Source organism: Pseudoalteromonas sp. R86517 (genome assembly GCF_042466295.1).
GTDB classification, from domain to species: domain Bacteria; phylum Pseudomonadota; class Gammaproteobacteria; order Enterobacterales; family Alteromonadaceae; genus Pseudoalteromonas; species Pseudoalteromonas atlantica.
Genome location: NZ_JAXHCB010000003.1, coordinates 342520 through 361356, shown reverse-complemented (window position 1 = coordinate 361356; position 18837 = coordinate 342520). Strand labels below are relative to the sequence as shown.

The 18837-nt window shown below is 42.3% G+C and carries 14 protein-coding genes; 5 read left to right on the top strand and 9 right to left on the bottom strand.

The features are described from left to right. Positions 1–73: 73 nt before the first annotated feature. From bamB to ndk, 8 genes are all read right to left on the bottom strand, one after another. Positions 74–1252: an outer membrane protein assembly factor BamB gene (gene bamB / locus SJY38_RS18330; protein ID WP_377110496.1), complete on the bottom strand. Its 1179-nt coding sequence runs from the start codon at positions 1250–1252 to the stop codon at positions 74–76. A gap of 10 nt (positions 1253–1262) precedes the next feature. After that, entirely contained in the window at positions 1263–1883 is a 621-nt protein-coding gene (locus SJY38_RS18325) for a tetratricopeptide repeat protein (RefSeq protein WP_096042705.1), read from the bottom strand. Between the two features lie 19 nt (positions 1884–1902). Continuing rightward, entirely contained in the window at positions 1903–3183 is a 1281-nt protein-coding gene (gene hisS / locus SJY38_RS18320) for a histidine--tRNA ligase (protein ID WP_004586991.1), read from the bottom strand. 396 nt (positions 3184–3579) lie between these two features. After that, a complete protein-coding gene (gene ispG, locus SJY38_RS18315; RefSeq protein ID WP_004586992.1) occupies positions 3580–4698 on the bottom strand; it encodes a flavodoxin-dependent (E)-4-hydroxy-3-methylbut-2-enyl-diphosphate synthase in 1119 nt (372 codons plus the stop codon). 5 nt (positions 4699–4703) lie between these two features. Further along, positions 4704–5600 carry a RodZ domain-containing protein gene (locus SJY38_RS18310; protein WP_286741636.1) on the bottom strand — a complete coding sequence of 299 codons (897 nt, stop codon included), beginning with the start codon at positions 5598–5600 and terminating at the stop codon, positions 4704–4706. Further along, complete coding sequence (gene pilW / locus SJY38_RS18305) at positions 5597–7468, bottom strand: type IV pilus biogenesis/stability protein PilW (protein ID WP_377110495.1); 1872 nt, start codon at positions 7466–7468, stop codon at positions 5597–5599. Before pilW ends, SJY38_RS18310 begins: the two co-directional genes overlap by 4 nt. A gap of 126 nt (positions 7469–7594) precedes the next feature. Then, on the bottom strand, positions 7595–8725 hold the full coding sequence (locus SJY38_RS18300) for a bifunctional tRNA (adenosine(37)-C2)-methyltransferase TrmG/ribosomal RNA large subunit methyltransferase RlmN (RefSeq protein WP_004586995.1): 1131 nt from the start codon (positions 8723–8725) through the stop codon (positions 7595–7597). Between the two features lie 183 nt (positions 8726–8908). Next, complete coding sequence (gene ndk / locus SJY38_RS18295) at positions 8909–9340, bottom strand: nucleoside-diphosphate kinase (RefSeq protein ID WP_004586996.1); 432 nt, start codon at positions 9338–9340, stop codon at positions 8909–8911. Positions 9341–9557: 217 nt separating this feature from the next. On the opposite strand from ndk, the gene yegQ reads away from it, so the two are divergent. From yegQ to SJY38_RS18270, 5 genes are all read left to right on the top strand, one after another. Next, positions 9558–10949, top strand: a complete 1392-nt coding sequence (gene yegQ / locus SJY38_RS18290; RefSeq protein WP_286741631.1) for a tRNA 5-hydroxyuridine modification protein YegQ — start codon at positions 9558–9560, stop codon at positions 10947–10949. Between the two features lie 8 nt (positions 10950–10957). Next, a complete protein-coding gene (locus tag SJY38_RS18285) occupies positions 10958–11212 on the top strand; it encodes a YfhL family 4Fe-4S dicluster ferredoxin (RefSeq protein ID WP_286741629.1) in 255 nt (84 codons plus the stop codon). 132 nt (positions 11213–11344) lie between these two features. Then, positions 11345–12670, top strand: coding sequence for a PAS domain-containing methyl-accepting chemotaxis protein (locus SJY38_RS18280; RefSeq protein ID WP_055255596.1), 1326 nt, complete (start codon positions 11345–11347; stop codon positions 12668–12670). Positions 12671–13140: 470 nt separating this feature from the next. Then, on the top strand, positions 13141–16068 hold the full coding sequence (locus SJY38_RS18275; RefSeq protein WP_286741626.1) for a TonB-dependent receptor: 2928 nt from the start codon (positions 13141–13143) through the stop codon (positions 16066–16068). Between the two features lie 98 nt (positions 16069–16166). Next, positions 16167–16802, top strand: a complete 636-nt coding sequence (locus tag SJY38_RS18270; RefSeq protein ID WP_054981654.1) for an isoprenylcysteine carboxylmethyltransferase family protein — start codon at positions 16167–16169, stop codon at positions 16800–16802. A 1-nt stretch (position 16803) separates the two neighbouring features. Here the strand turns inward: SJY38_RS18270 and SJY38_RS18265 are convergent, their stop codons facing one another. After that, positions 16804–18837: an EAL domain-containing protein gene (locus SJY38_RS18265; RefSeq protein ID WP_377110494.1), complete on the bottom strand. Its 2034-nt coding sequence runs from the start codon at positions 18835–18837 to the stop codon at positions 16804–16806.

The window sequence follows — 18837 nt, the reverse complement described above, 5'->3', positions numbered from 1 at the left end:
AACTACCTCTTTAAAAAACAACAAAAGGCTTCGCAGTGCGAAGCCTTACAAAAAACCTTTAAGTGTTAGCTAGTTAGTTAGGGGTGTTTACCACACTAACTTCACCATCACGGGTGTATAAAATTAGCTTGTCGTCGGCTACAACCGGCTCAACAAAAAAGCCTGAGCTGTCAAATTCTTCACGAGATACTAACTCGCCAGTGTCTTTGTTTAGCCAATGTAGGTTACCTTCTTGGTCACCTAAAGCTAAGTGGCTACCTGCAACTGCAGGGCCTGTTAGGTACCAACCACGTAGAGCGGGTTGGCTCCAACGTTCAATACCTGAATTTTTATCTAATGCGTAAATTACGCCTTCGCTATCTACTAGGTAAATAGTTTGTGCATCCATCGCTATTTCGCGGTAGCTGCTGTATTCACGTTTCCATACAACATTGCCTGAGCGAATATCTACCGCTGCTAGGTTACCGTTGTATGCAATAGCATAGGCGTAAGGGCCGCTAATAATTGGTTGTGTGTCTACATCAACCAAACGCTCAAATTCTGATGCGCCTTTAGCAACGGCAATTTCTGCACTCCATGCTGAATAACCGCTCTCAGAAATGAGTACACTTAATTTACCTGTTTCTAAGCCTACTAACACACCACCGTTTGCAACTGTTGGCGAGCTTTGGCCACGCAATGTAAGCGGTGGTACTTCTTGTTCGAAGTTCCAGCGTTCTTCGCCTGTATCTGGGTGCAGCGCTAATAGTTTACCCGAGCCTAAATTAACAAAAATTAGGCCATCACCCGCAGCTGGTTTTGATAACGCTTCGCCTGGCACATTTTTACGCCATACTTCTTCACCCGTTTCGCGGTCAAGGGCAATAATAAATCCGTGCTCAGAGCCTACGTAAATTTTACCATAAGCTTGTAATATACCGCCTGATAATTTAGCTGTGCCGTAATCTGACCATGGCCAAAACGATAAGTCTTCACGTACGTCGGTTTCCCATAGCGTGTCGCCATTGGTAAGCGAAAGCGCTTCAATTTGGCCTTCGCGGCTAGCTACATAAATAGTGTCTTTGTATACAGCAGGCGATAAGCGAGAAAAATAATGTTCTACACCACTGCCAACCGACTCTTGCCACACTACGTCTGTTTCAAATTGATTAACAATTTCAGGAAGTACTAACTCGTCTTCGTCATCACTTGATGAACAACCCATTAGCGTTGCCATGCACAGTGCGAGAGTTGCTGTTGTTATTTTTTTCATACCTAAAACCTTATGCCGCTGGGCTAGTTACTGCTAGGTCGTCTAATTTAATTTGTAATAAAGGGTTTGTTGTTAACCCGCCTGCATCGGCAGCTGCTTGATACGCAGTGCGAGCTTGGTCCTTATTACCTTGTGCAATGTAAATATCGCCTTTTAGCTCAGCTACATTGGCGTTATATGCCTCTGGTAGTGGCGAGTTTAATGTACTTAAGGCTTCGTCAAATTTACTTTGCGCAAGTTGAATACGTGCTAAACGCGTAATGGCAATGGCTTTAAGCTCTTCGCTTTGGGCGTTTGTAACAATCCAGCTAAGTTTTTCGCTAGCAAGGTCTAATTTTTTTGCATCAACAGCGTCTTTTGCCGCAACAAAAGCGGCTAAAGTTGCATAGCTTGTGTCTGGGTTGTTTTTAATGAATGTATCGGCTGCGCCAAGTACATCGTCACTTTGTACAAGTGTTGTATATTCGTCAGACGCTTGCTCAGCAGTTGTAATTTGGTTTTGGTTGTATGCTTTCCAACCGTATAAGCCGCCTAAACCTACAATTACACCTAGCGCAAGTGAAATACCGTTTTCGCGAAAAAAGCGCTTAATGGCTTCTGCTTGTTGTTCTTCTGTTGAATAAATGTCCATTATTACCTCTTAAGTTAGCTTAGCTATTGATAAGCTCAGCTAATAGCGCTTTAGCTTGTTCTAATTCTAGTGTGACTTGCTCTTTACGCTCACGTAAATATTTGATGGTCACAACGCCTTTTTCTAATTCATCTTCGCCAATAATAACAGCCACTAGTGCATCGCTTTTATCAGCTCGTTTTAGTTGTTTTTTAAAGTTACCGCCGCCGGCATGCACCATAACGCGTAAACCGGGTACGTCGCTACGCAGTTGCGCTGCAATGGCAGGGGCTTGTACGCTGGCTTTGTCGCCCATTGCCGCTAAATATACATCAGCATTGCGGCGAATGTCACCTACGCACTCAAGTGCTTGTAGTAACAGTACTAAGCGCTCTAGACCCATAGCAAAACCAACTGCGGGCGTTGCTTTGCCGCCAAGTTGCTCAACTAAGCCATCGTAGCGTCCGCCAGCACACACTGTACCTTGTGCACCTAGGCTATCTGTTACCCATTCAAATACGGTGCGGTTGTAGTAGTCTAAACCACGTACTAACTTTTCATTAACCGTGTATATGACGCCAGCTGCGTCTAAACGTTCACATAAATTTGCAAAATGTTCTTTTGATTCAGCATCTAAATGCTCAGACAATTTAGGCGCATCCACTAAGATTGCTTGCACGTCTGGGTTTTTGCTATCAAGTACACGCAATGGGTTTGAATACATACGGCGCTTTGAATCTTCATCAAGCACGTCGGTATGCTGTTCAAGGTAGGCAACGAGTGCATCGCGGTAATCAGCACGTGCTTCGTTAGAGCCTAACGAGTTAAGCTCTAAACGTACGTGTTCGTTAATGCCAAATGCTTTCCATAATTGCGCGGTAAGTAAAATAACTTCTGCGTCTATATCGGCTGTGGCAATACCAAATGTTTCTAAACCAAATTGGTGAAACTGACGGTAGCGGCCTTTTTGAGGGCGCTCATGACGAAACATCGGGCCCATGTACCACAGGCGCTGCTCTTGGTTATAAAGCAAGCCATTTTGGTTACCTGCACGTACACACACTGCGGTGCCTTCTGGGCGAAGGGTTAGCATGTCGCCGTTACGATCGGCAAAGGTATACATTTCTTTTTCTACTATATCAGTTACTTCACCAATAGAGCGTTTAAATAAGTCGGTTGATTCTACAATAGGAAAACGAATTTCTTGATAACCGAACGATGCTACTGTCTCGCGTAAAATGTTTTCTACTTTCTGCCAAACTTGCGTGTCGCCCGGCAGACAATCGTTCATACCGCGAACTGCCTGAATTTGTTTTGCCACTGATAAATCCTAATTACTGTTTATGTGTAATAAAAAAATGCTTACACAACAAGAATGCTAAAAATTGACCCGTCATTATATACCCAAATGACCCCATGATGCGAGCGTCGTTTGAATTAAAAGCGATTTAGGCAAGGCATTGATTGAAAGTAATAGTGGTTCTATTGTTAAAATCAATAACGCAGTATAAATCGCTTTTAAACCAACCCGTTGGGCGGTTCACAGACACTTACTCTCATCGTTGTTACTTTTTAAAAGGGATTGCCATTCTTGCAAAGTAACGCCTTGATATTAAGAGCCTGTGAAACGCTGAATTCTGTATCTTGGGGTCGTTTGGGTATCCTCTAGCTATAAAGGTAAACGCCAAACACCGTGGTTTGGCGCTTTATACGGTATTTATTCGACTATTTTAATGTCGATAGGTGTTTGCTGCTCTTTTTGAGCAATAAAGTCGCGCACGTAGCCTTCAAGCTGGTCAACAATGTTGTTGTTATCAATACGCGCTTTTTGACGCTCGCCATTAATGTATAAACCTGAGCGGCGGTTTGCACCGGCAAGGCCAATATCACTAACAAGGGCTTCGCCTGGGCCGTTAACGACACAACCAATTACCGAAACAGACATTGGCTCAACAACATCTTCTAGGCGCTCTTCAAGCTGGTTCATGGTGCTCACTACATCAAACTCTTGACGTGAGCAGCTAGGGCAGGCAATAAAGTTAATACCGCGAGAGCGTATACGCAGCGATTTTAAAATATCAAAACCTACTTTGATTTCTTGAACTGGGTCGGCAGCAAGTGATACACGTAGCGTATCGCCAATACCTTCGGCAAGTAACATGCCTAAACCTACAGCCGATTTAACCGAGCCTGAGCGCATACCGCCGGCTTCGGTGATCCCTAAATGCAGGGGTTGATCTATTTCTTTAGCAAGTAAACGATAAGCGCCTACAGCTAAAAATACGTCTGATGCTTTTACCGATATTTTAAATTGGTCAAAATCAAGGCGGCGTAATATATCTACATGGCGCATTGCTGATTCAAGTAATGCCTCGGGAGTTGGCTCGCCGTATTTTTCTTGTAGGTCGCGCTCTAATGAGCCGCCATTTACACCAATACGAATAGGGATATTATGCTCGCGTGCAGAGTCTACAACGGCTCTAATACGCTCTTCACTGCCTATATTCCCTGGGTTTATACGTAGGCAATCTACGCCATATTTTGCCACTTTTAACGCTATGCGGTAATCAAAGTGAATATCGGCTACAAGCGGTATACTAACTTGCTCTTTTATACTTTTAAACGCTTCTGCTGCATCCATAGTTGGTACAGATACACGCACTATATCGGCGCCGGCATCTTGTATTGCTTGGATTTGCGCTACCGTGGCATCTATATCCATGGTGTCGGTATTGGTCATCGACTGCACGGCAATAGGGGCACCGTCACCAATAGGCACGTTGCCTACATTGATGCGGGTTGATTTTCTGCGTTTAATTGGAGATTCTGAAAACATAGCGACTACTCTGCTAATGGTAATTTAAATTTGGCTAAACGATTTTTAGGATAACCAGAAATATCAACTGGTTCGCCGTTTAGAGAAACACTAACTACGTCGTGCTTACCCAGCACAACTGAAAAAGGCGGGATACCGCTTACAGCCATTTTATAGCCTGCTTTTTTTACGCCAAATGCAATGCGCTCACCTTCGCCATCGTGTATTTCTACCCAGCTCTCATCGTTAAACACCATGTTAATTGTACTGGTGTTACTTTGCGTGTCGGGCTCGTTAGTGGCTGTTTGGGTGCTAGCGGCAATAGGCGCCGTGGCATTAACGGCTTCACTTAAGGGGACTTGTTCAGCACTTAAAGGCATTACAGCCGGTGTGCGCTCAACTGCCCGTGTTGCTTGCACTTGCGAGGTGTTCTCGCTTTCGTTATTTAGCGCGTTGTTATTTTGCTGGTTATCTAAAATTGAATTTTCAATATTGATTGTGCTTGTTTGCTCATCGATAGGCGTAGCATTTTGCCAAAACCATAAGGCAGATGAGCCAATAACAATGGCTAAAATAATGTAGCTCACCAGCATTAGGCGGCTGTCGTGGGCTTCTTTTTCTGTGCGGCGCGAAAAGCTTTGCATGTTAGCCGGCTTTGTAGGCTCGGGCGGTGCTGGCAATTTAGCTAATATAGGGGCGCTATCGACGTGTAGTTCACGGCAATAGTTTTTAATGTAGCCTTTTACAAAGGTAATAGGGCCTAACGTTTGGTACTGATCGCTTTCTAAGCGTTGCAGCTGAGAAATAGAAAGCTTAAGTGGGCCAGTAAGTGACTCTAAGCTTACATTAGCCTGCTCTCGGTGCGCTTTTAATAGTTGCCCAACACTTGGCTCATCGCTTTGTTGCGTAGTTTCTTCTGTCATAATAGGTACGAATTTGGATCCACTAGTAATAGTCTGTGCCCAGGTGTAAGTTCTATATCTGGGCTTAATTTATTCCATCGCATTAATTCATCAATTAATACATGCCGCTGGGTAGCTATGTCGTAAAGGGTATCGCCAGCTTTAATCTCGTAATAAATATTAGGATCGTTTAAATAAATTTTACTTCCGTTGATAACACGATCCGACTCCTTTAGACCATTCCACTGCAGGAGTTTTTGTAGTTTAACATTGTATCGCACTGAAATGCTAAATAGGTTTTCACCAAACTCAATAATATGAAAAGGCACCTTTAAAGGGGGGACTTTTGGATTAAGCATGGGAGGCTCTTGTTTTACACTTGGTTGGTAGTTTTTTAGTGTAATGTCGTTACTGTCGCTGTATGGGTTATTACTAAATACCGCACTGTCTTTTTTAGCCTCATAAAATACTACCGAATTATTTAAGCCCGTATTTTGTGGGCCATTTGCAGCAGGGCGTGTATTTTGTGGGGTGTTAAAGTTAGCTTGTTTGGGCGCACCAAATGAAATTATTTTTACTTCGTCATCATCTTTGGGTGTTTGTTTAGCGACGGCTTTTGGCGGCTCAGCTGTGGGTGTAGACGTTTGTTGCGCTTGGTGATCCGTTGTTAAAGCCAAAAGCACCGCTGCGGTATCTGTATTAGATTCTGCAGGCGCAGATGTTGTAGTTGTAGTTGCTACTTGGGCAGTATTTGTTACGGTTGGAGCGGCTGCCGCAGCTGGCACTACTGCTTTTGTTGTTGTAACTACTTCAGCCTGCGTTGGTTGAGCCGCTGGCGTGAGAGTGGCAACGTCATCATTTTGCTCAGCTACGGTTTTTTGTTTGTTTGCTGCGGCAATGGTTGCCTGTGCTTTTGCCGTCTCATTTAATACTGGGCTTGAAGGCTCAACCCCTGGAGAAATTAAGCTGGTCGAATTATCGGTAGTTGGGCGCTTTTTTCGGATAATTTTAATTTTTGGTTGCTCAACACTGATTTGCTCTTCGCCATACTGCTCTTGAAGCTCTTCGAGCTGCGCTTTACGGTATTTTTCGCGCAGTATTTCAAACTCAGTTTGTCTAGTACGATTATCGCGAATAGCATAGGCTTGCTTACTGGTTGGGTAAGTTTGCATTATGGTGGCGGCAATTTTTTCTGCTTCTTCTATTCTGCCCATGCGCTGCTTAATTAAATAACCAAGCAATAAAGCCCGTGCAGACACTCGGCCGGTGTCGTCATGACGCTTTAATACTTCGCTGGCTTTATGTAAATCGCTTTTAGCATAAAAAAGGGCGGCTAAGCTTATTAGGGTCGATGTACGTTGCGAGCTGTGATTAAGTGCTTGTTTAAAGTAACTCTCTGCATTTTCAAAGTCGTTAAATTCTATGGCACATAAGGCAAGGTTTTCGTAGCTTTCGGCAACGCGAATATAGCTTGGAATATCAATTGCTTTTAAAAACTGATCGGTCGCGCGGTCATACTCTTCAATACTACATAAAAACACACCGTAGTTATTAAGCGTGTTCGGATCGTCAGGCTTAATTGCTAATGCTTTTTGATAGGCTTTATCGGCACGCTCTTTTTCGCCTACTTGTTGGTAATAATAAGCAAGAGAGTAATGTACTTCAGGTAGATTTGGGGCAAATTCTATAGCTCGCTCAAGGTTATACTTTGCTTGCGAGTTGTTGCCAGTTTCTAAGTATTGTAAAGCGAGGGCGATACGAGTGCGTGCTGCGCCTGCATTATTGATTTTGTTTTCGACGACGGGTTTGTCACTGCCGTTATAACTACTTTCACTTACGCACCCTGTAAGGGCAAGTGTTGAAAGTGTTAAAGCAAGTAAAGATCGCATTACCTTGTCTCTGTTTTTCTATCCATAGCGCCTATCTTACCTAAAACCCTTAGTGTTGCATCATTTATTTAAAAATAAACAACTTAACCACCCTGCACAGGGAATATACGCAGGGTGGTTACAGGCTTATGCTTGCTGGATATTTACGCTAATTGCGTTATCGTCGCGCATTTTCTTTTTCGCCATACGTTTAGTACGGTCAACAACATCGCCGGCTAATTGCCCACAGGCGGCGTCAATATCGTCACCACGAGTACGGCGCACAATACACGTAATACCCGCAGCTTGTAAAACCTTAGAAAAACGGTCAATACGGCTGTTGCTAGAGCGCGTGTATTCGTTACCCGGGAACGGGTTAAACGGAATAAGGTTAACTTTAGAAGGTGTACCTTTAAGCGTTTTAACCAGCTCATGTGCTTGGTCGGTGCTGTCGTTAACGCCATTTAGCATAACGTATTCAATGGTCACGTCTTTATTTGCTTTAGAGCCATCGATATAACGACGACACGCGGCTAAAAATTCTTCAATAGGGTACTTTTTATTAATTGGTACAAGTACGTCACGCAGAGCGTTATCGGGAGCGTGAAGTGAAATAGCAAGTGCTACGTCTATTTTTTCTTTTAATAAATCAAGCGCAGGTACAACCCCTGAGGTACTTAATGTTACGCGGCGCTTAGATAAGCCAAAGCCCCAGTCGTCCATCATAAGTTCCATCGCCGGCACTACGTTTTTAATATTAAGCAGGGGCTCGCCCATCCCCATCATTACTACGTTGGTAACTGGGCGTTTTTCGCTGTTGCCATCAAGGCCTATGTCTTTAGCTACACGCCAAACTTGGCCAATAATTTCAGACACTTTAAGGTTACGGTTAAAGCCTTGTTGCGCAGTTGAACAAAACGTACACTCAAGGGCACAACCGACTTGCGAAGATACACACAAGGTGGCGCGGTCTTTTTCTGGGATCCATACAGCTTCAACTTCTTGGCCGCCATCAAGCACTAATGCGTACTTAATTGTGCCGTCGCTTGCTTGCTGGCGAACAGAGATTTCTGGCGCAACAATTTCGCATTCGTTTTTAAGCTTTTCTTTAAGCTTTTTATTAACGTTGCTCATGTCGTCAAAGTTATCAACGCCAAAATGATAAATCCATTTCATCACCTGGTCGCCACGAAATGGCTTTTCACCGAATGATACAAATAGCTCGCGCATTGCATCTCGGTTTAAATCTAATAAGTTAATCTTTTTTTGCTCGGTCATGAAACAACCTCAATCGGTGACGGTGGAGATAAAATTTACAAGGGCGAATTGTACACAATTCACCCACTTTAATCATTAAGTAAAATATCAAAATGCACTTAAGGATACTTTACGTAATGACTAAAAAAGGGCTCGAAAGCCCTTTTCTTACTTTGCATTACAGCGTTAACTGTAAAACTCGAATTAACGAGTACGTGGGCAAAGCTCTTCGTCAGCGAAGAAGTACGCGATTTCGCGAGCAGCAGATTCAACAGCGTCAGAACCGTGAACAGCGTTTTCGTCGATGCTATCAGCGTAGTCTGCACGTAAAGTACCAGCTAGTGCTTCAGCAGGGTTAGTAGCACCCATGATTTCACGGTTTTTAAGAACAGCGTTTTCGCCTTCAAGAACGGTAACCATTACTGGACCAGATGTCATGAAAGATACTAAAGCACCGAAGAAAGGACGCTCGCTGTGCTCTGCGTAGAAACCTTCAGCTTTCTCTTTTGAAAGGTGAACCATTTTAGCTGCAACGATTTTAAGACCCGCAGTTTCGAAACGGTTGTAGATTGCGCCGATGTGGTTTTTTGCTACTGCATCAGGTTTTACGATTGAGAAAGTACGCTCTAAAGCCATCTTTATGCTCCAATAATTTTTAAATAAAAGTGTGAATATTTACGGGCGCGAATTATACGCGTTTTAATTGAAAAAACCTAATTTTATTAAAAACCAGTTTGGTTGCAGTTTTATGATCTTGATCAAAAGCACATTGTTTGGCGCATTTATAATGCCGCGCTTGTAAATTAATTAATCATGCAACCGATGTGTACTCGGTTAGCTGTATGGAGCGCATATGCCAGCTGTTTCTTCTGTAACTTCTTTTATTCCCGAACTGTTATGCCCTGCAGGGAGTTTAAAAAACATGCGCTACGCCTTTGCATATGGAGCTGATGCTGTGTATGCAGGTCAGCCTCGCTACAGTTTGCGGGTACGTAATAATGAGTTTGATTTAGAGACATTACAAATAGGGATTAATGAAGCCCATGCGCAAAATAAAAAGTTTTATGTGGTCTCTAATATTGCTCCGCATAACGCAAAGGTTAAATCGTATTTACGTTATATAGAACCTGTGATTGCTATGGGACCCGATGCGCTGATTATGTCAGATCCTGGGCTCATTATGCTGGTACGCGAAAAGTGGCCAGCCATGCCTATTCACCTATCGGTGCAAGCAAATGCAGTTAATTATGCAAGTGTTCAGTTTTGGGCAAAACAAGGTATTGAGCGGGTTATTTTATCGCGCGAGCTATCACTTGAAGAAATAACCGAAATACGCACACTCTGCCCTGACACCGAGCTAGAAGTATTTGTGCATGGTGCATTGTGTATGGCGTATTCGGGGCGTTGTTTACTTTCGGGTTATATAAATAAGCGCGACCCAAACCAAGGTACCTGCACGAATGCCTGCCGCTGGAATTACGATGTAAAACCAGGCGTTGAAAACGAAACGGGTGAGATGGTGCATAAAATTGATCCGAACCAAGTTATTCCTACTCTTAGTGAAGGTACGTCAAGTAGCGAAGTATTTATGTTAGAGGAACAAGGTCGCCCTGGTGAGTATATGCCTGCATTTGAGGATGAACATGGTACGTATATTATGAATTCAAAAGATTTACGCGCCGTACAATACGTAGAGCAGTTAACAAAAATGGGTGTACATAGTTTAAAAATAGAAGGGCGGACAAAATCGTTTTATTACGTAGCGCGCACCGCGCAAGTATACCGTAAAGCCATAGATGATGCGGCATCGGGTAAACCATTCGATACTCACTTATTTAAAACACTTGAGAACTTAGCGCATAGAGGCTACACCGAAGGCTTTTTAAAGCGCCATGCCCACCAAGATTATCAAAACTATGAATACGGTCACTCTGTATCAACTAAGCAGCAATTTGTTGGGGAAGTAATAGGGCGCCATGCTGATGGTTTAGTTGAAATAGACGTAAAAAATAAATTTTGCACAGGCCACTCACTTGAACTGATGACACCACAAGGGAACATTATTTTTGAACTTGAATACATGCAAAACAAAAAGGGCGAAAGTATTAGTGATGCAAAAGGCTCTGGGTATCACGTTAAAATTCGATTAGATACACGCATTAATTTAGAGCACGCAATATTAATGCGCAATTTAGATGAGCACCAAGATACCCGCAACCCCTATAAAAAAGTAGCAAGTGAGTAAGCGCTAGCATGGCTCTGCTTATAAATAACAAGTGCATTAACTGCGATGTATGTGTAGATGAGTGCCCCAACAGCGCGATTTTTATGGGAGAAGAAATCTACCAAATAGACCCAGATAAGTGCACTGAATGTGTGGGGCATTACGATAAACCAACGTGTGTCATAGTGTGCCCCATTAATTGCATTAAAAGCGATCCTTTAAATAGGGAGTCACTTGAGCAGCTCGCACAAAAGTATGTAAACCTAGTTGAAAGTGAAGGCTGAACACATAAAAAGGAACATATGCTTACAAATTTAGCAAAAAATTAGCTTAAACTACTTATTAATTATCGCGTTATCATTAATACCTCCTATACTGGAAGTAACTTGATTTAGTGTTTTTTGGTAGGGAAATTAATGTTTTTTTCAAAAGGTAAGCAAAACGAAATAGCCGCTTTAAAAGCTCAGTTGTACCCTTTAGAGCAAGTGTGGGATGGGCTTTACAAAGAAATGCTGGTACTTAATGTACTTTATGATGGGCGAATTTCGCATGCTAACGATAACTTTTTAAACGCATTAGGTTATAACGAAGATAATTTAACAAATAATCAGCTAGGCGATTTTATTGCTGAACAGTCGCGGTTATCACCTGAATACGAAGAGCTTGAAAAAGCATTCCAAAAAGAAGGCCACTGGAGTGGGGCTATTGAATTTGTTCGCCAAGATGGCAATGCAGAGTGGCTAAGATTAATTGTGCACCCTGTGGTGGGTGAGCAAAATCAGTTATTGTATTTTTCGGTGTTTGGCACCGTACTTACTAAAACCATTACAACCTCTCGTGAACAAAGCGACACAATAAAAGCGATTTATCGCTCTATGGCTGTGATTGAGTTTGATTTACAGGGGCATGTATTAACGGCAAACGATCAGTTTTTGTCAGCCATGGGGTACAATGAATCAGAAATAATTGGCCAGCATCACCGGGTATTCTGTCAAACCGAAGAAGCTAATTCGGCTGAATACCAACAGTTTTGGAGCAAGCTTAGGCAAGGCCAATTTATTGCCGACAGGTTTAAACGCATAGATAAATATGGCAATGTAATTTGGTTAGAAGCCACCTACAACCCTATTTCGAATGATGCGGATCAGCTTTATAAGGTAATGAAATTTGCCACCGTAATTACTGAGCAAGTAAACCGTGAAATTGCTATTTCGCAAGCAGCCGAAATAGCCTATGGCACCTCTACAGAAACAGATAAAACCGCAGAGCGTGGTAGCTGCGTATTACAAGAAACCGTATCTGTTATGAACGAGCTGGCTGTAAATATGGAGCAAGCAGCTAACGAAATTTCGGCGCTGGATCAACAATCACAACAAATAGCCAGCATAGTGCAAAGCATAAGTAGTATTGCCGAGCAAACCAACTTACTTGCACTCAATGCTGCAATAGAGGCTGCGCGTGCAGGAGAGCAAGGGCGCGGGTTTGCCGTGGTTGCTGATGAAGTAAGGCATTTAGCGTCAAGAACATCAAAAGCAACAGAAGAAATTGTGGAAGTGGTACAGCGTAATCAGTCACAAACCCAAAGTACGGTAGCGGTTATTGAGCAAGGCAAAGAAAAAGCAGAGCAAGGTTTAGCGCTTTCTAAAGAGTCGGGCGAGGTTATGGCAGAAATTCAAGATGGAGCCCAAAAAGTGGTTAATGCAGTAGGCCAATTTACCAGCCAATTAAACTCTAATAACTGATTGAGTAAATACGTTAAAACAACAAGCATAAAATAAAACCGCGAAAGCGGTTTTCTGCTTTAACAAGAATGCGTACCGGCACATATTAAGTAATTTGAACTGTGGGTAATAAACCTATCTCTGGCTAGAGAAAATAAATTTTACTATCACTGTAATTTAATTTGTTAGTAAGTCTCTTAACCGGAGTTTAGGTGAAGTAAAGCGGTGGGTAATAATTTTATAACAAGGGGTTATTTTCACCTTAGCTAGCATTAAATAGCTTAAAAACGGGCGCATAAACCCTAATAAGTTTAAATAGTGAGTTGCGAGTCATTTTTTAACCACAGTTGAGACTAAGTTAAGTCAAGCGTTAACAATACATTAAGTTTCGCCATGTAAACTTTGCAGCAATTTGCCATTACGTACTGCAATACGCTAATGGATCACTGATTTGCTTAGCCTAAGCAATGTAAATGGAATAGCTGTAAAAAATGATTAATTGCCTACGTCATTATCCTTTATCTAAAGTATATAAATCTTTATTTTGCGCATCACTTATTACCTCAAGCCCATTTAGCTTAGCTGATGATGCTGCCTCACAAAACGCTAAAACACTGCTTAAAAAAAATATGGAAGTAATTGAGGTACGGGGTATACGCTCAAGCATGGCTGAGAACTTAGATGTTAAGCGTATGTCTGGCTCTGTGGTGGATGCAATTACTGCCGAAGATATTGGCAAATTTCCTGATAAAAATGTAGCGGATTCGTTGCAGCGTGTCCCCGGCGTTGTTATTGAACGCGATGGCGGAGAAGGGGCATCGGTGAGTATTCGTGGTTTATCATCTGAGCTCACATTTACTCAGCTTAATGGCAATTTTATAGCCTCATCACCTGGGGAGCCTTCACGCTCGTTCGATTACACTTTACTGCCATCTGCCATGATAGAGAGCGTAGAAGTGTATAAATCGCCAGAAGCGCGTTTAGATGAAGGCGGCGTGGGCGGCACAGTATTAATGCATAGCCGCAAGCCTTTAAGCATGGAGGCAAACTCAGGTGTATTTAACGTTGAATCTACTTACGCCGATGTGACAAAAGAGTATGAGCCGCAATTTAGTGGCTTATATTCGTGGAAAAATGACGACGACACCTTTGGCGTATTGGTGGGTTATACCTATCAAGAGCGTACTAATCGCACTTTAACAGGCAGCACCGATGCAAATGTATGGCGTTACACGGGTGGCGGTCAACCTACTGATATTAATGGTAATGCCGTTGATAACAATAACGGGTGGGATACGATAAGTGATGCCAGCGGTAATCGTTATGATGGCGTGTGGTTTCCGCAAGTTGTACGTGGCTCAGTGCTTAATGAAAAACGTGAGCGTGAAGGTATTCAATTTAGTACACAATGGCGCCCAACTAATCGCTTAGAGCTAGGGTTTAACTACTTTGGTTTTACACTCGGACAAGACAGAACCGAATCAGTCATTGATATTCCTGAGTGGTCACTTAATCCTGATTTTTTAACCGCAGTAAACCTAGACGAAACAGGCACCATTGCAACGGGTATGCAATATAATGCCAGTGCTAGCGGTGTTGAAAACGATATGCAATTTCCGTGGATGCGTGGCAGTTATGTACGAGAAGAGTCTACCTCCGATACTATCGATTTTAATTTAACCTACGAAGGCGATAGCTTTAAAGCCCGCTTTGTTATTGGTAACACTCAATCTGAGGGCGGCCCTGAAGAAAGCTGGGAAGCCGCTTATAAAAGCTCAAACGCCGGTGAAAACGAAACCATTATTCAAAACGCATCGCAAAGCGCAGCGTGGTCTTTAAATGAAAATAATGTATCGCTGAGTATTGACCCCAACACATTAGCTAACTTGCAAAGTGGCTTAGGCGGTGGGCGTGATGCGGGTTCGTCAAATTCAAGCTTTGTGCGCAGCGAACTCGAAGAGGATTATTATCAAGCCGACATCGACTTTTATGTTGATTGGGGATTTTTAAAAACGATTAGAACCGGGGCTAAATATCGCCATGCCAACTTACACCGCGAGACCGGTAATACGTTTTTTTTAGATCCTAACTTTGATATTGCTGCAGGTGAAGCGAGTGAGCAAGGTATCACGCAATTTGATAGCTACCAATGGAATGGCGGTATGCCACTTGCCGAGGATGTGTTTATTAATCAAACCAATATAGTTGGCGGGTTTAATATAAACCAAATGCCCAGCATAGATTGGGATAAATACCGAGATTTAGTAACCGACAACTACACGCCTTATACCCGCATAGAAGATAACTTTGTGTACGATATTGAAGAAAAAATATCAGCGTTTTACATTCAAGGCGATTTTGAATTTAGTGAAGTAAGAGGTAATTTAGGTGTGCGCGTAGTACAAACTAAAACCTTAACCTCTTCTACCGATTTATATACTTATCAACTTGATCACACCAATGATGAAACAGGCGAGCCGGTAACTGGCGATGCGCGTTTTGTAGAAGACTATCAGTTGGTTACACAAAAAAACACCGACACACAAATTCTGCCAAGCTTTAACATAGCGTGGGATGCCACCGACGATTTAGTGATTAGGGGCGCTATCGCTAAAGTGATGGCGCGACCAGATTACAGCGATTTAGGCTCGCAGCAGCGTATCACGTTTGTATCAAATGAATGGGCAGAAGACAGAGCCGCATTCAAAGAGCTTGCAGGCTTTAGTGGCAGTGGCGGTAATAAAAATTTAAAACCTTTTGAATCAGTGCAGGCCGACTTATCTATTGAATATTATTACGCCGAGGGCTCTGCATTGGGGTTAGCGCTGTTTCATAAAAAGGTTGATAACTTTGTTGTGCCGCTGGTAATAGATATGCAGCAAGATTTTGAAGGCAAAGAAAATATAGTAGAGAGCGGTTTCATTACCGTTGCGCCATACAGCACAGTGGGTAACGGCACCGATGCGGTATCAAAAGGGGCTGAAGTATTTATTCAACATGCATTTGCAGGTGGTTTTGGTTTTTATGCTAATTACACCTATAACAAAACCAATAAAGCCGATGTAAGTGTAAATGGTGAAGAATTTGGCCAATCGCCATTAATTGGAAGCGCTAAATACCAGTACAACACCTCTGCTTATTACGAAGGCGAGTACTTTACTCTTCGCGCGTCGTACAATAAACGCGGCGAAACAGTACTTGGCTTAAACAGCGGTTTAAATGTATACCAAGATCCTTACGAGCAAGTTGATGTAAATGCCGCCATTAATATATCTGATGGCTTAAGTTTAACAGCCTCTGTTATTAATTTAACTAAATCGGAAACTGTTACGCGTTTAGGTAATGATAGCGATGCGCGTTTATTAAGTTCAAGTTACTCAGGTAGGCGCTACTACGCGGGTATAAATTATAGTTTTTAAATAAAAGCCCACTATACGTTTTTAGCACACTAACCTTGTTAATGAATAGCATGACCATTATGATGAAATTATTATAAAAGGATGAAGAAAATAAATTAATGAGTTACCAACCGTTGATAGATGATTCTGCTTCGCTAATCGAATTTACGCGTGTGTATTTAGCGCTTTTTTATACGTTTGTGGCGGGGTTTTACACCGTTAGAATTATTTATAAAAATCGTTCAACGCCCTCGGGTGTTATTTTTCCTGGCGCTAAGTTTTGTACTAGCTGGTGGAATCATATGGCGTTTAAGTTTTTTAGAGCTGCTATATGGTTTGTGTGTGTGCTGCGTGTGTTTGTGCCTGCCACTGATAACTACTTAGGTATGTTTTATACCTTAAATGGGTGGCCGGGTGTTATGTTTGGCAATATTATGCTCACGGCGGGCTTTGTGCTCAGTATGGTTGTTCATTTTCATATGGCGTCACTTTGGCGCTCGGGTATAGACCCAAATGGGCCTCAAACACTTAAAACTACCGGGTTATATAGTTTTTCGCGCAACCCTATGTATGTTGGTGTGGCAACTGCTCAGTTGGGGTTCTTTTTAGCATTACCAAGCTTATTTAGCTTAATTTGCCTTGCTGTGGGCTTATATGCGCTTTATAAACAAATAGCCGTTGAAGAAGCGCATTTAGTAACGCGTTTTAATAATGACTACCTAAAATATAAGCAAACCGTACCGCGCTGGTTGTAGGTTATTCAACGGTTGCTTTTATTTGCAGATGGCTATTTATAAAGTCTTGCTTTGAAAGCGGCTTTGAATATAAATAGCCTTGAATGTAATCACAGCCCAGCGCGATTAATTGTGCTTGTTGGGTTGGTGTTTCTACCCCTTCGGCGACCACTTCTACCCCTAAGTTATGCGCCATAGTAATTATGGCTTTAATTAGCGCTATACTGCTGCTGTTGGCTTCGATATTTTGTATAAACGATTGATCTATTTTAAGTATATCAATGTCTAACTGCTGCAAGTACGCAAGCGATGAGTACCCAACACCAAAATCATCAATGGCAATGTCTATATCAAGCGCATTAAGGCGTTTTAAATGGTGCTGAATAGCGTTATCGGGGTCCATTAAGCTATTTTCAGTTATTTCAATTAAAATAGTATGAGGTGGCAAATTATACAGTTTGCACGCCTCTACCCATTGGGTAACCCAAATACCGTCGCGATCAATTTCTAAAGGCGAGGTATTTACACTAATTTGCACCGGTGTATAGCTTAGCTTATTAAACTGCACCGCATCGCGAACAGCTTGCGATTTAACCCATTCACCTAACTCTTTTATCAAGCCATTTTGCTCTGCTATATCGATAAATTCGACAGGGCCAATAATACCTCGCTCTGGGTGGTTCCAACGGATCAGCGCTTCAGCTTTTTTTAGCGTACGTGAATGGGGGTCCCATATTGGCTGATAGTAAAGTTCAAATTGATTGTTATTTAAGCCAATGCGTATTTCTTCTATAAGGCGGCGCTTTTCAATCGCCAGTTCTTCCATTTCGTATGAGAAAAACTCAAACCTATTTCGCCCCTTACTTTTTGATAAATACATCGCTTGGTCGGCTCGTTTAACTAAGGCTTCGACCGATATGCCGTCATGCGGAAAAAACGCCACGCCTATACTCGCGGTTACCTGCACATGTTCGTTTTTTATGGTTATTGTTCGGGTCAGGCTTTTCATTACATCGTGTGCAATGTGCGAAACCGCTGTTGTATCGCTTATTCCTTTTAGTATTAGGGTAAACTCATCACCGCCTAAGCGCGCCACTATGTCTTGCTGTTTTAAGCAGCGGCGAAGTCGCTTAGCCACTTCGTGAAGTAATAAATCACCAAAGTCGTGGCCTAAGCTATCGTTTACTTCTTTAAAGCCATCTAAATCAATAAATACCAAAGAAAATGGTTGTTCAGGTGTGCTTACAAGCTGTTGCAGGTGCTCATAAAAATAACGGCGGTTAGGTAGGTCGGTTAAGCCATCTTGATAGGCATATTGATGCAGCTGAACATTGGCATTTTCGAGCTCTTTTGTTCTTCGTTTTACTTGGTTTTCTAGCAGGTTGTCGCGCTGTTCTATAGTTTGCAGCATGGTATTAAAACAGCTTGTTAGCTTACCCACTTCATCCTTTGAAAGCTCTTTAGCACGTAAGCTATAGTCGTTAGATGAGGTAATTTTCTCTGCTGTTTGTGCTAAATATAAAATGGGATTTAAAAAACGCTTTCTGAGCATTAGCGATACAAGCAAACTTAAAATAAAGCTAAAAATCATTAAAACAATAATAAACCGGCCATAAAAAGCGGCTCTATCGTTTAGGTCACTGTCGTCGGCGCGCACAATCAGCGTACCGTAGCGTTGAGCGTCAATTGTTAATGGTGTTTTTACTTCTATTGTATGCGGGGCTGAGCTTTCTTGGCTGTATTTAGGCGAGGTTACGCTTGCAAGTTGTTGGCTAAAATTGTTTATCACTTCTACCGATACAATATCGGAGCGCATTAATAACGGCTCAATCAGCTCTTTTATTGCGGCGGTGTCGTAAAATATTAAAGCAGTACTAATATTGGGGGCTAATATTTGCGAGAGTGATTTTAGGCTTTGTGTTTGTTCTTGTTTTGCGGTTTTTAGCTCATACGCGCTAAAAACAGCAGTAACGGTAGCGGTAGAAATAAGTGCAACGCTCATTAAAATAAACAGCAGCTTTTTACTCATTGAGTTGAGTGAGAAGTAGTTTTTCAT

Coding starts and splice junctions, on each gene's coding strand:
- bamB (WP_377110496.1), bottom strand. CDS start 1,252: ATGAAAAAAATAACAACAGCAACTCTCGCACTGTGCATGGCAACGCTA.
- SJY38_RS18310 (WP_286741636.1), bottom strand. CDS start 5,600: ATGACAGAAGAAACTACGCAACAAAGCGATGAGCCAAGTGTTGGGCAA.
- SJY38_RS18300 (WP_004586995.1), bottom strand. CDS start 8,725: ATGACCGAGCAAAAAAAGATTAACTTATTAGATTTAAACCGAGATGCA.
- SJY38_RS18325 (WP_096042705.1), bottom strand. CDS start 1,883: ATGGACATTTATTCAACAGAAGAACAACAAGCAGAAGCCATTAAGCGC.
- SJY38_RS18265 (WP_377110494.1), bottom strand. CDS start 18,837: ATGAAAAACTACTTCTCACTCAACTCAATGAGTAAAAAGCTGCTGTTT.
- pilW (WP_377110495.1), bottom strand. CDS start 7,468: ATGCGATCTTTACTTGCTTTAACACTTTCAACACTTGCCCTTACAGGG.
- SJY38_RS18285 (WP_286741629.1), top strand. CDS start 10,958: ATGGCTCTGCTTATAAATAACAAGTGCATTAACTGCGATGTATGTGTA.
- ndk (WP_004586996.1), bottom strand. CDS start 9,340: ATGGCTTTAGAGCGTACTTTCTCAATCGTAAAACCTGATGCAGTAGCA.
- yegQ (WP_286741631.1), top strand. CDS start 9,558: ATGCCAGCTGTTTCTTCTGTAACTTCTTTTATTCCCGAACTGTTATGC.
- SJY38_RS18280 (WP_055255596.1), top strand. CDS start 11,345: ATGTTTTTTTCAAAAGGTAAGCAAAACGAAATAGCCGCTTTAAAAGCT.
- SJY38_RS18275 (WP_286741626.1), top strand. CDS start 13,141: ATGATTAATTGCCTACGTCATTATCCTTTATCTAAAGTATATAAATCT.
- SJY38_RS18270 (WP_054981654.1), top strand. CDS start 16,167: ATGAGTTACCAACCGTTGATAGATGATTCTGCTTCGCTAATCGAATTT.
- ispG (WP_004586992.1), bottom strand. CDS start 4,698: ATGTTTTCAGAATCTCCAATTAAACGCAGAAAATCAACCCGCATCAAT.